The organism is Pseudomonas sp. LBUM1672 (assembly GCF_059695655.1).
In genome coordinates this window covers 1,944,420-1,956,905 of record NZ_CP166781.1, presented here as the reverse complement: position 1 = coordinate 1,956,905, position 12,486 = coordinate 1,944,420, and the positions used below count along the sequence as shown (strand labels likewise).

Genomic DNA, 12,486 nt, shown 5'->3' with positions numbered 1-12,486 from the left:
TTCATTTCAGTAGACGGCGGCATTCCACCCTTATCCACCGGCGCGCCGGAAGATTGAGCAAACGCCGCCATTGAACTGATCGACAACACGCTGCTCACCGTCAGGGCCATCAATGTTGACCTGATCATGGTGCATCTCCTTAAAAAAGTGCGTACCTGATTTCTGGCAGCGCTGGCTTTTTAAAGGTGCCGCTCAATCGACGAATGGTTTTTTAGCTCGGCTCACCGGAGCCATCGTTACCGGCAATGTCTGGGTCTTCGGGGATCGCCTCGACATCGCCGCGCTTCACATCATCAGTCGGCACTTGCTCCACTGCGGTGTCGTCGTCAGGCGGGCGCTGATCGCGACTCAATGAATCGGTGGGCGAAGGCAGCGGGTATTCAGGGGTGTCGTCGACATCGTCGACTTTCGGATCAGCGTTCATAAAGCACCTCTCGAAGGGCCTGAAAGGCAGGCCCTGAAATTTCGAGGGCTGGGCAATGCTTGCGTTCGATCAGAGGGACGATCGGTCGATTGCGCCACCACGCAGGTCAATCTTCGTCTTCTTCCTCGTCTTCATACTCGAGGTTTCCCACATCGCCGGCGTCATCGGAATCGTTGAGCGGTACCGTTGCGTCATCCATCAGAGAACCCGGATCTTCATTGCCGGGGTCATTGATGAACGGAAGCCCACTCGGGCCTTTTTCTTCCTTGCCTTCGGTTTCAGGAGTCATGGCAGTCCTCACAACGTTTGGGGTGTATGACGTTCGAGGCGCCCTGGGGCCAAACGTTCCGGAGCGCTGCAGGCAGATACGAAAAACCCGGCCTGGGCCGGGTTTCTGGTGTCACTTGATGTCGAATCAGTGATTTTTGTTTCTGTGCTTGTTCTTGTGCTTATGCTTGTGTCCGCCACCGGAATGAGACTTGCCACTATCGGTGCCCAGATTGTTGCCTACTGCCCCACCTGCTGCGCCGCCCAGGCCTGCGCCAATGGTCGAACCGGTAGAACCGCCGAGGCTATTGCCAATCACCGATCCGCCTGCCGAGCCTAATCCACCGCCAATCGCTGCCTCTGTGCGACTGCCCTTGTTCGCACCAACCGCACTGCCCGCAGCACCGCCAACGCCGGCGCCAATCGCTGCGCCTGTGCTGCCGCCCATTTGCTGACCCACTACGTTACCGAGTGCACCGCCAATACCACCGCCAACTGCCGCAGTGCCGTCACCGGCAGCCATTGCACCTTGAGCGACCAGAAGTCCCAGAAACAACGTGGACAATGTCAAACGCATGATATGAACCTCAAATTCCGCATCGGGGGTGAAAGTACGCCTTGCGGATGGGCGTGAGTCTAGCACCTGCACTCACTGAATCCGGCCAGCGATGAAGGTTGGACAGCGGTAAATTCGAAGTAGGAGAAAAAGAAACATCCAGATACGAAAAGCCCGGCATCTAGCCGGGCTGTTCGATCCGATCGATCAGAATCAGTGACGCTTGTGACCTTTGGCCAGATTGCTGCCCACGCCGCCGCCCAATGCGCCGCCCAAGCCTGCGCCAATGGTCGAACCGGTCTTGCCGCCCAGGCTGTTGCCGATTACCGAACCACCGGCCGCACCGACACCGCCACCGATGGCCGCTTTGGTGCGGCTGCCTTTACGTGCTGCCACCGCACTGCCGGCTGCGCCCGCAACACCCGCACCGATTGCCGCGCCGGTGCTGCCGCCCATGCTCTGGCCGACCACGTTACCCAACGCACCACCCAGACCACCACCGATCGCAGCGGTGCCATCACCGGCAGCCATCGCACCTTGAGTCACCAGAAGTCCCAGAACCAGAGCAGGCAGTGTTAAACGCATGACGAAAAACCTCAAAAATAGAGAATACCGAAAAGCCGGGGATTGAATGCTTTCGAGGAGGAAAACGTCCACACAAAATCGCCCCCCTTCTCGCAATTGGCGACGGTTGGACAGCTTTTATGGAAAAGGTTTTATGACAGGCAAAAAAAAGCCCGCTGGGGAACGGGCTAGGGTACTGCTTTCTAACGGATGAGCTGAGACTACGTAGGCGGGTGTGAAAAGTTTGTGAAAAAACATCAACAGAAAAATTTTCGTTTGTCTGTCGGCCATTTCCGGGGGTATAGAGCCCCTCTAACAACAAAAAACCCCACTCATTGGCGGGGTTCGTCCGGTTGATCATTACTTCGTGGGCGGCACCACTTTGGGCCTGAATTTCGATTTGAACACTTTGGTCGCTGCAGATTTCACTTTGCTGGTCTCGAGCGGATCTTCACCAAAGCCCGCCACATACTCCGTCTGGCCACACTGCACGCAATTGTTGATTGGAAATTCTGCCCCGTCGTCTTCGATATACGGATCAGCCATAGCTCTTCCCCTCTCAAAGCGGGATCGATACCGGCAAGCCCTATTGCCTGAAAAATATCGACCACCAAGGCTTTTGAGACTAGCCGGTCATTACCGGACTTGTAATTCATATTTCCCCGTGCCCGACGAATGGACCACGCCGCTTCCTACAAAACCCACTAGCGAATAAACAGGCCTATTGCTTCACTCACCTCAGCTTGACCGCCGTCCCGGTCACAAACACCACCACCATCCCGCCCTTTCCGGCCGGCATGCTGATCTCAAAATCGAGCCCGACCACCGCATCCGCCTGAAGCGCCCGCGCACGCTCCTTGATCTCCTCGGTCGCCTGAATCCGCGCTTCCTTCAACGCCCGCTCCAGCGTTTGAGAACGCCCACCGAAAAAATCCCGCATTCCGGCAAACATGTCGCGAATAACGTTTACGCCCTGCACCGACTCGGCGCTGACGATGTCCAGGTAAGCGGTGATTTGACGGCCTTCGATGGCGTGGGTGGTGGTGGTGATCATGGGAATTCCTTCTTTATTCAGGCACGCATTATTCCTCTGCGGCCAATCGTTGAAAACAAAAAGCCCAGCAACGGCTGGGCTTCGATAATCAGGTATCACAGTTCTTCAGGCATATTTACAGAGTCAAAGAAGCTTGATCAACACCGTCGTGATGGTTGCCACCGTGCCAATCAGTCCAGTCGCAACAGCCACCGGATACCAGAAGGTTTCACGAGTCATCTTGCCGGCTTCAGTGTTCAGCTTTCGCTGCTCAGCCATCAGCTTGACGATTTCCACATGAACCTTTTCCAGCTCTGCCTGCTTCATGGTCATTTCCTGCATAACGTACGTGGGTCCATTCCGAATAGTGGGGGGAACGCCCTATGCGCTGCCTTTGATTCATTTTGTACCCCAGGGGTACGAAACGAATACCCCTTCACGAAAGAGTTCATTTGAGTCGTTTGAACCGTCGGAAGCCCCCATCCGCTTGGCGCTCCTGCGTTACTTCCCACACGCCTTTCACTATTCCTACACCATTTTCAGAAGCGACTTCGCTTATTCGCTTGAGCCAACAACGGTGCCATGATTCAAATACTAACGCCAGAAACCACAAAACCCCTGATTTCTCTCGAAATCAGGGGTTCTGGTTACATCGAATTTGGCGGTGAAGGAGAGATTCGAACTCTCGATACAATTTCTTGTATACACACTTTCCAGGCGTGCTCCTTAAGCCACTCGGACACTTCACCGTATCTCGTCAAACATGTTCTGTCTGTCGAGGCGCGCTAATGTAGTCGAAAGCTTTTCTGATGGCAAACTTTTTTTGCAGAATTTTCATGCGCTTAGCGATTTAGTCGTTCCTGTCGGTTCCGGGCGATGGCAAACCTGCCAATCTCCGGCTTCGCGCCCTCTTCTATAAGGAGAGGAATGCACGGCAGGAGTGGCGGGCTACGCTTGCCCGGCGGGGAAACGGTGACTGGCGGGTCAGTCACGGCGCTTTACCTGGCCTGCCGCGGTGGGTAACGTCTGCCCAACTTTCATACAAGGAATAGCGTCATGAGTGAGTTGATTTCCTACCACCTCGAAGACGGTATCGCGACCCTGACCTTGAGCAATGGCAAGGTCAATGCCATCTCCCCGGACGTGATTGCTGCGTTTAATGCTGCGCTGGATCAGGCGGTGACTGATCGTGCGGTAGTGATCATTACCGGTACGCCGGGAATTCTGTCCGGCGGTTATGACTTGAAGGTGATGACCTCCGGCCCTAAAGAAGCGGTGGCGCTGGTGACGGCCGGTTCGACGCTGGCCCGTCGTCTGTTGTCGCACCCGTTCCCGGTGATCGTCGCGTGCCCTGGGCATGCAGTGGCCAAGGGCGCGTTCCTGCTGTTGTCGGCGGATTACCGCATCGGTGTCGACGGTCCGTTCAGCATTGGCCTGAACGAAGTGCAGATCGGCATGACCATGCACCACGCCGGTATCGAGATCGCACGTGATCGCCTGCGCAAGTCGGCGTTCCACCGCTCCGTCATCAACGGTGAGATGTTCAACCCACAGAGCGCGGTGGATGCCGGTTTCCTCGACGTGGTGGTGTCGGCCGAAGAGCTGCAAGGTGCTGCGCTGGCGGCTGCGCGCCAGTTGAAGAAGATCAACATGACCGCGCACAAGAACACCAAGCTGAAAGTGCGCAAGGCGCTGCTCGATACGCTGGACAACGCGATCATACTGGATCAGGAACACATGGGCTGAGCCCAGACACGCTGCACCGAAAAGCCCGACCGTCGTGTCGGGCTTTTTCGTACGTGCGCTGTTGAAAATCTCACAACCGCTCTAGGACGCGTCTGACCCACAAGTCGGAAACATGCGCACAAACATCGCCTATCTCCACCCTCTATAGCGGCAATTGCCGAAAACAGTGCACATCCGTACACTGCGCCACCTTTTGTCCCGGTGGGGCCTGTAAATGCTGTTCGTGTTTCGTATGTTATTGATGGGCCTGCACTTTATTCTGGCCGGTGTGCTGGGGGTGATTCTGGGCCTGTGCCGTCCGTTCAACCCGGACAACAGCCGTTTGTGCGCGCGCCTGTATGCGTGGCCGGCGATGTGTATTTTGCGTTTGCGGGTGAAGGCCGATGTCGGGCCGCTGATGGATAAGCCCGACAGCTGCGTGATCGTCGCCAACCACCAGTCCAACTACGATCTGTTCGTGTTCGGCAACGTGGTGCCCCGCCGCACCGTGTGCATTGGCAAGAAGAGCCTGAAGTGGGTGCCGCTGTTCGGGCAGTTGTTCTGGCTGGCCGGCAATGTGTTGATCGATCGCGGCAATGCGCACAAGGCGCGCCAGTCGATGTTGACCACCACCCATACTTTGCAGCATGAAGACACCTCGATCTGGGTCTTTCCCGAAGGCACGCGCAACTTCGGTGAAGAGTTGCTGCCGTTCAAGAAAGGCGCGTTCCAGATGGCGATCGCCGCGGGCGTGCCAATCGTGCCGGTGTGTGTCAGCAGTTACGTCAAACACATGCGATTGAACCGCTGGCGCAGTGGGAAAATTCTGATTCGCTCGCTGCCGGCGATTCCTACGGCGGGAATGAGCCTGGACGACATGCCTCTGCTGATGGCCCAGTGCCGCGAGCAGATGCGTGAGTGCATCGAGTCGATGGATCGGCAACTGCAAGCCGCTTGATAACAAACCCGCCGAGTGCGGGTTTTTTTTCGCCTGCGGACTTTTGCCGGCGAACTCGGCAGATTTCACTGACTCTCAAGCAGCAGACAAGGCTAAGCTGAGCACTGCCTGCCACTGCCACCTGCAAATAAGAAGTGAACCTGAATCATGGGTAGAGTTGTTGCTGCTGCGGTTTACAGCGCCGGTAAGAAAGTCACCAATATCACCCTCGACGAAGGCGCTGCCTGGGCTGCAAAGCCTGGCCACTTTGTCTGGATCGGCCTTGAAGAGCCGAACGCCCTGGAGCTGACCAACCTGCAACGTCAGTTCAACCTGCACGAACTGGCCATCGAAGACGCCCTGGAAAAACACAGCCGACCGAAGCTCGAAACCTTCGGCGACGCCTTGTTTATCGTCACGTATTCGCCGATCCGGCACGAAGGAAAACTGGAGTTCATCGAGACTCATATCTTTGCCGGCAACGGTTACATCATTACCGCCCGCAACGGTCACTCGGCGTCCTACGCCCTGGTCCGCCAGCGTTGTGAGGCGCGTCCGATCCTGCTGGAGCACGGGGAAGATTTCGTCCTCTATGCCATCCTCGATTTTGTGATTGAAAACTACCAGCCGATGGGCGAAGCGATCCATGCCGAGATCGATGAGCTGGAGCGCAACGTGCTGTGCAGCGCGTTGAATGAACACGACATCCAGAAGCTCCATGGCCTGCGCCGGGACGTGTTGCGCTTGCGTCGTTATGCGGCGCCGATGGTGGAGATTGGTGAGGAACTGCAGAAGCTGAACTTTCCGTTTATCGACAAGAACATGCGCCCGTATTTCCGCGATGTGCAGATTCACGTAACACGGCAGATGGAAGACCTGACGACCCTGGCCGATATTGCCAGCCAGACCATTGAGGTCGGAGTGTTGCTGGAGGCGTCACGGCAGAGCGTGGTGCAGCGCAAGTTTGCGGCGTGGGCGGCGATTCTTGCGTTCCCGACAGCAGTGGCGGGAATTTACGGGATGAACTTCCAGAACATGCCGGAGTTGACCTGGCACTACGGGTATTTCGGGGTGTTGGGGTTTATTGCAGTGGGGTGCGTGAGTTTGTGGGCGAGTTTCAAGAAGTCAGGGTGGCTTTGAAACGCTTTTGTGGCGAGGGAGCTTGCTCCCGCAGGGCAACGAAGTTGCCCCAAAATGGGCCTGCTTCGCAGTCCAGCGGGAGCAAGCTCCCTCGCCACACATTCACTGCACGGCTTTAAACCGCTTTAGCTTCTGGCTTGTGCGCCACAAACCGCATCATCCACTCCGCAACGGTCGTGCCGTGATGCTCCAGCTCAAGGCTCGCCACGCCTTTCGTATAAACCTGCTGACCCAGCGCCTCCTGCCGAATCTCCAGTAGCGCCCGGGAATAATCGTGAATGAATTCCGGGTGCCCCTGGAAGCACAGCACTTGGTCGTTGATGTGGTACGCGGCAAACGGGCAGAAATCGCTCGACGCGATCACGGTGGCGTTTTCCGGTAGCGACGTCACCTGGTCCTGGTGGCTGATCAACAGCGTCAGCTCTTCACGCACCGGACTCATCCACGGCGCCTTGGCAGCGAGTTTGTATTGGTGAGTGCCGACGCCCCAGCCCTGGGTCGCACGCTCACTCTTGCCGCCCAACAACAGCGCCAGCAACTGGTGGCCGAAGCACACGCCCAGCAATTTGTCGCCGCGCTTATAGCGAGTCAGCAGATAAGCCCTGAGGGTTTCAATCCACGGATCGGTGCCGAAGGAATCGGCCTTGCTGCCCGTGACAAGGTAGGCATCGAACGTCAAATCATCACTCGGGTACTCGCCCTGCACCACGTTGTACACCGTGAACTCTGCAGCGATAGGCTGCTGCGAAAACAGATGCTGGAACATCTGCCCGTAACCCTGATATTGATCGATCAGCTCTGGACGCAGGATGTCGGTTTCCAGAATGCAGATGCGTAACGACATAAAAAATACCTGACACGTGATGGGAATAATGCACACCCCAGAGCCTGCCTCGAAACACCGTGACAAGGCAAGCCCCGGAAGGCGTCATACGTCCCTTAGAAGGTCTCCCCTTTGGCCGCTTTCTCCAGCAATAACGCCGGCGGCGCAAAACGCTCGCCATATTGCCGGGCCAGGTATTGCGCGCGGGCAACGAAGTCTTTTACGCCGTACTGGTTGATGAATTGCAGCGCCCCGCCAGTCCAGGCCGCGAAACCGATGCCGAAGATCGAGCCGACGTTGGCGTCCGCCGTCGAAGTCAACACGCCCTCCTCCACGCACCGCACGGTTTCGATGGCTTGCACGAACAACAGGCGATCGCGCACATCCTTTGGCGAAATCTGCCCGTCGGCTTTCTCGAAACGGGTCTTGAGCTCGGGCCACAGATGTTTCTGGCCACCGGCCGGGTACTCGTAGAACCCGCCTCCTGCGGCTTTACCGGGCCGCTTGTATTCGTTGAGCAGCAAGTCAATCACGGCGAACGCCGGGTGCTCGATCAGCGGTTTCCCTTCTGCTTGCAGGTCTTTGGCGGTTTGCTGGCGGATATGGCTCATGAGGCTGAGGGAAACTTCATCGGAGATCGCCAGAGGCCCGATCGGCATGCCGGCCTTGCGCGCTTCGGTCTCGATCATCGGCGCGCTCACGCCCTCGCCGAGCATCGCGATGCCTTCATTGGTAAAGGTGCCGAACACTCGCGAAGTGAAGAAGCCACGACTGTCGTTGACCACAATCGGTGTTTTCTTGATTTGCAGGACGAAATCGAACCCGCGCGCCAGGGTTTCGTCGCTGGTGTTGGCGCCCTTGATGATTTCCACCAGCGGCATTTTCTCCACCGGGCTGAAGAAATGCAGGCCGATGAACTTCGCTTGATCCGGCACTGCGGTGGCCAGGCCGCTGATCGGCAAGGTCGAGGTGTTGGAGGCAATCACGGCGGACGGGCCGACGACTTTCTGCGCCGCCGAGGAGACTTTGGCTTTCAGCTCGCGATCTTCGAAGACCGCTTCAATAATCAGGTCGCATCCGGCCAGGTCCGCATCGCTTTCGCTGGTGTGGATCCGCGCCAGAATCGCCTCTCGCTGTTCCGGGAGCATCTGGCCGCGCGCGACTTTCTTGTCCAGCAGCGCCGCCGAGTGGGCCTTGCCCTTCTCCGCTGCCGCGAGGTTGATGTCCTTGAGCACCACGTCGATGCCGGCCGAGGCGCTGACAAAAGCAATGCCCGCGCCCATCATCCCGGCGCCGAGCACACCGACTTTTTGCGTGACGTAAGGCGCAAACCCTTTGGGCCGCGAGCCACCGGCGTTGATTTCATTGAGCTGGAACCAGAAGGTGCCAATCAGGTTTTTCGAGATCTGGCCGGTGGTCAGTTCCGTGAAATAGCGGGTTTCGATGAGGTGTGCGGTGTCGAAATCCACCTGGGCGCCTTCAACGGCGGCACAGAGAATCTTCTCCGGCGCCGGCATGCAACCCTGGGTTTTACTGCGCAGGATCGACGGCGCGATGGCGAGCATTTGCGCGACTTTCGGGTTCGACGGCGTGCCGCCGGGAATCTGATAACCCTTCACGTCCCAACGCTGCACGGCCGCCGGATTGGAAATAATCCAGGCTCGCGCCTTGCTCAGCAATTCATCGCGATCCGCTGCCAGCTCATCGATTAAACCGGCTTGCAACGCTTGTTGCGGCCGGACTTTTTTGCCTTCGAGCAGGTACGGCAAGGCTTTTTCAATGCCCAGCATCCGCACCATGCGCACTACACCGCCACCGCCCGGCAGCAGGCCGAGGGTCACTTCCGGCAGGCCGAGTTGTACGGATGGACTGTCCAGCGTCACGCGATGATGGCAGGCGAGGCAGATTTCCCAGCCGCCGCCCAGCGCCGCGCCATTGATCGCGGCCACCACCGGTTTGCCCAAGGTTTCCAGAGTGCGCAGCTGGCCTTTGAGTGTCAGGACCATGTCGTAAAAGGCCTTGGCTTCGGGTTTGCCAACCTTGATCAGTTCATTGAGGTCACCGCCGGCAAAAAAAGTCTTCTTGCCCGAGGTGATGATCACGCCGGCAATGCTGTCCTTTTCGGCCACCAGACGGGCGACGCAGGCGGCCATGGCCTCGCGATAGACCGCGTTCATGGTGTTGGCGCTCTGGCCCGGCATGTCGATGGTCAGGACGACGATCTGGTCCTGACCTTTTTCGTAACGAATGGCTTCGGTCATGTCACTTGTTCCTTAAGGTCGGGGCTCAGAGGCGTTCGATGATGGTGGCAATGCCCATGCCGCCGCCGACACACAGGGTCGCGAGACCATAGCGCAGGCGCCGGATTTCCAGTTCATCGAGCAGCGTGCCGAGAATCGCGCAGCCAGTGGCGCCCAGCGGATGGCCCATGGCGATGGAGCCGCCGTTGACGTTGACTTTGTCCGGGTCGATGGCCATGTCCTTGATGAATTTCAGCACCACCGAGGCGAAGGCTTCGTTGACCTCGAACAGGTCGATGTCTTCGACCCGCAGCCCGGCCTTGGCCAGTGCCTTGCGAGTGGCCGGTGCCGGGCCGGTGAGCATGATGGTCGGATCGGTGCTGGTCACGGCGGTGGCGACGATCCGCGCCCGTGGCTGCAGACCCAGCGCCCGGCCCTTGGCCTCGGAGCCAATCAACATCAGGGCGGCACCATCGACGATGCCGGAGCTGTTGCCCGGGGTGTGGACGTGGTTGATCCGTTCCACCTGGCTGTAAACGCGCAACGCGGTGGCGTCAAAACCCATCAGCCCCATCATCTCGAAACTTGGCTTGAGCTTGCCCAGGCCTTCAAGGGTGGATTCGGCGCGGATGAACTCATCGTGATCGAGCAGGATGATGCCGTTCTGATCCTGCACCGGCACCAGCGACTTGTTGAACGAGCCGTTTGCCCGCGCGCGCGCTGCCTTTTGCTGGGAATGCAGCGCGTAGGCATCGACGTCCTCGCGGCTGAAGCCTTCAATCGTGGCGATCAGGTCGGCGCCGACGCCTTGCGGGGTGAAATGGCTGTGCAGATTGGTTTCCGGATCCAGCGCCCAAGCGCCGCCATCGCTGCCCATCGGTACGCGGGACATGGACTCGACGCCACCGACCACCACCAGATCTTCGAAACCAGACCGGACTTTCATCGCGCCGAGGTTCACGGCTTCCAGCCCCGAAGCGCAGAAGCGATTGATCTGCACGCCGGACACACTGACGTCCCAATCGGCGACCTGTGCCGCGGTCTTGGCGATATCCGAGCCTTGATCGCCGATCGGCGTGACACAGCCGAGCACCACGTCATCGACCTGACTGGTATCCAGCGAAGTGCGCTGCTGCAACGCCGTGAGCAGCCCGGCCACCAGATTCACCGGTTTGACGCTGTGCAGGGCGCCATCGGCCTTGCCTTTGCCACGGGGCGTGCGTAACGCGTCGAAAATCAAAGCTTGGGTCATGACGTCCTCGAACCTGGGCGGTGAGTAAATACTGAGCTTCCACCTTAGGCCGAGCCGCCATGGATTCAATGACCGCAGTGCTCACTGGCGTTGACGGTCACGCTCAGACGGACGGTCGTTCGAGTGTGGATTAACCGATTCACGTCACCAAGCTGTCTAGCAGACGGGCGCCCAAGAAGCTGGCAATAGGCCTCATGCGTTTTTAAAAGCTTTAAGTGATAAAACCATACGAAATGGATCTAAACCAAGCGTGACGCGGGCTCTAAGGTGAACATATACGAAGTTGTCGTCGGGTTTTGCCGAGGCACTCGTCTTACAGGAAGTTCAGCGCTCTGCCGTCATGGAGATATGCAGGCAAGCATCAGGAAATAACAATAAAGGCGGTCAAGCCATGTTCAAGCATTCGAAAGTACGTCAAGCCGGGCTCATTCTTTTCGCCACTACGCTGTTGTTGATTTTGCCGAACCTGACCAAGGTGATCGGCTAGTCGGACTTCAAATAATACGGCGCCAGGTTTTTATATCGCCCTCTTAAAAATGTGACTGGTTCGCTACCCGGGCCAGCGTGGGTGTGCCAACCTTTATGGCACTTCCACGACATGGACGGCGATCATTTGAAAACGCTCATTCTGTTCGGGGCCTTGCTGCTCAGCACGCCTCTATATGCCGCCCAGCTCAATCTCGAGTTGGGCGCGAGCAGTCGCACCTGGCAGACCGAGGAATTGCTCAAGCACCCTCAGACCCAGACCATCACCATCAGCGACGACGTTTCCTACAAGCGGGAGATGAGTTATCGCGCAGTTCCGTTGGCGGCATTGTTGACCGGCATCAAGCCTGAAGATCATCTGCAAGCCGTGGCGCTGGACGGGTTTGCCGCAGAACTGTCGGCGGCACCATTGCTGAACACCAAGGGCGCGCGCGCGTGGCTGGCGATTGAAGACCCGGCCAAGCCGTGGCCTGCCTTATCCGAAGGGAAACCCGGCGCCGGGCCGTTTTATCTGGTTTGGGTCGATCCGCAGGCCGGCAACATCAGCCCTGAGCAATGGCCGTTTCAAGTGGCGAGCATCAAGCGCATGGCGCCGGTGGCCGAGCGCTTCCCTGCCCTGCTGCCTGATCCTGCGTTGAAGCCGGATGATCCGGTGAATAAAGGCTTTGCGTTGTTTCAGAAAAATTGCCTGGCCTGCCATCGATTGAACGGTGCCGGGGATGCGCAGTTCGGGCCGGACTTGAACATTCCGTTTAACCCGACCGAGTACTTTGGGGCGGATTTTCTAAAGCGCTACATTCGAGATCCGCAGAGCTTGCGGCAGTGGCCTCAGGCGAAGATGCCGGGGTTTGCGGCGACGGTATTGCCGGAGGGGGATCTGGAAATGCTGGTGGGGTATTTGAAGCATATGGCCGGGCGCAAAGCTAAGCCCTGACACTTCCCCCCTGTGGGAGCGAGCCTGCTCGCGATAGCGGTGCGTCAGTCAGTACAGTTGTGACTGACAGTCCGCTATCGCTAGCAGGCTAGCTCCCACAGGGGT

At 58.0% G+C, this 12,486-nt stretch carries 14 protein-coding genes and 1 tRNA gene; 4 read left to right on the top strand and 11 right to left on the bottom strand.

Going from position 1 to position 12,486, the window contains the following annotated elements:
* Window positions 1–211: 211 nt before the first annotated feature.
* The 8 genes from ACA053_RS08895 to ACA053_RS08860 form a co-directional block, all read right to left on the bottom strand.
* Window positions 212–424: a hypothetical protein gene (locus tag ACA053_RS08895; protein WP_109628803.1), complete on the bottom strand. Its 213-nt coding sequence runs from the start codon at window positions 422–424 to the stop codon at window positions 212–214.
* A 106-nt stretch (window positions 425–530) separates the two neighbouring features.
* Complete coding sequence (locus ACA053_RS08890) at window positions 531–713, bottom strand: hypothetical protein (protein WP_109628801.1); 183 nt, start codon at window positions 711–713, stop codon at window positions 531–533.
* Between the two features lie 126 nt (window positions 714–839).
* Window positions 840–1,268 carry a glycine zipper domain-containing protein gene (locus ACA053_RS08885; RefSeq protein ID WP_109628799.1) on the bottom strand — a complete coding sequence of 143 codons (429 nt, stop codon included), beginning with the start codon at window positions 1,266–1,268 and terminating at the stop codon, window positions 840–842.
* A gap of 192 nt (window positions 1,269–1,460) precedes the next feature.
* The gene (locus ACA053_RS08880) at window positions 1,461–1,832 is read right to left on the bottom strand and encodes a hypothetical protein (RefSeq protein WP_010456583.1); all 372 of its coding nucleotides are present in this window, start codon (window positions 1,830–1,832) and stop codon (window positions 1,461–1,463) included.
* A gap of 339 nt (window positions 1,833–2,171) precedes the next feature.
* Window positions 2,172–2,357 carry a hypothetical protein gene (locus ACA053_RS08875; RefSeq protein ID WP_131062468.1) on the bottom strand — a complete coding sequence of 62 codons (186 nt, stop codon included), beginning with the start codon at window positions 2,355–2,357 and terminating at the stop codon, window positions 2,172–2,174.
* 187 nt (window positions 2,358–2,544) lie between these two features.
* Window positions 2,545–2,865, bottom strand: coding sequence for a YbjQ family protein (locus ACA053_RS08870; RefSeq protein WP_109628795.1), 321 nt, complete (start codon window positions 2,863–2,865; stop codon window positions 2,545–2,547).
* Window positions 2,866–2,988: 123 nt separating this feature from the next.
* On the bottom strand, window positions 2,989–3,171 hold the full coding sequence (locus tag ACA053_RS08865; protein WP_497395039.1) for a hypothetical protein: 183 nt from the start codon (window positions 3,169–3,171) through the stop codon (window positions 2,989–2,991).
* 332 nt (window positions 3,172–3,503) lie between these two features.
* Window positions 3,504–3,593 (bottom strand) — tRNA-Ser (locus ACA053_RS08860).
* 307 nt (window positions 3,594–3,900) lie between these two features.
* Between ACA053_RS08860 and ACA053_RS08855 the strand changes: the two genes are divergently transcribed.
* The 3 genes from ACA053_RS08855 (at window position 3,901) to ACA053_RS08845 (ending at window position 6,646) form a co-directional block, all read left to right on the top strand.
* On the top strand, window positions 3,901–4,590 hold the full coding sequence (locus ACA053_RS08855; protein WP_131062465.1) for a crotonase/enoyl-CoA hydratase family protein: 690 nt from the start codon (window positions 3,901–3,903) through the stop codon (window positions 4,588–4,590).
* Between the two features lie 214 nt (window positions 4,591–4,804).
* The gene (locus tag ACA053_RS08850) at window positions 4,805–5,527 is read left to right on the top strand and encodes a lysophospholipid acyltransferase family protein (RefSeq protein ID WP_109628791.1); all 723 of its coding nucleotides are present in this window, start codon (window positions 4,805–4,807) and stop codon (window positions 5,525–5,527) included.
* 147 nt (window positions 5,528–5,674) lie between these two features.
* A complete protein-coding gene (locus ACA053_RS08845; RefSeq protein WP_109628790.1) occupies window positions 5,675–6,646 on the top strand; it encodes a magnesium and cobalt transport protein CorA in 972 nt (323 codons plus the stop codon).
* A 115-nt stretch (window positions 6,647–6,761) separates the two neighbouring features.
* Here the strand turns inward: ACA053_RS08845 and ACA053_RS08840 are convergent, their stop codons facing one another.
* The 3 genes from ACA053_RS08840 to ACA053_RS08830 form a co-directional block, all read right to left on the bottom strand.
* Entirely contained in the window at window positions 6,762–7,490 is a 729-nt protein-coding gene (locus ACA053_RS08840; RefSeq protein ID WP_497316653.1) for an amidotransferase, read from the bottom strand.
* A gap of 95 nt (window positions 7,491–7,585) precedes the next feature.
* The gene (locus tag ACA053_RS08835; protein WP_497395037.1) at window positions 7,586–9,730 is read right to left on the bottom strand and encodes a 3-hydroxyacyl-CoA dehydrogenase NAD-binding domain-containing protein; all 2,145 of its coding nucleotides are present in this window, start codon (window positions 9,728–9,730) and stop codon (window positions 7,586–7,588) included.
* 25 nt (window positions 9,731–9,755) lie between these two features.
* Window positions 9,756–10,961, bottom strand: coding sequence for an acetyl-CoA C-acetyltransferase (locus ACA053_RS08830; protein WP_109628784.1), 1,206 nt, complete (start codon window positions 10,959–10,961; stop codon window positions 9,756–9,758).
* Between the two features lie 598 nt (window positions 10,962–11,559).
* Between ACA053_RS08830 and ACA053_RS08825 the strand changes: the two genes are divergently transcribed.
* A complete protein-coding gene (locus tag ACA053_RS08825) occupies window positions 11,560–12,381 on the top strand; it encodes a c-type cytochrome (protein ID WP_497316647.1) in 822 nt (273 codons plus the stop codon).
* Window positions 12,382–12,486 lie beyond the last annotated feature (105 nt).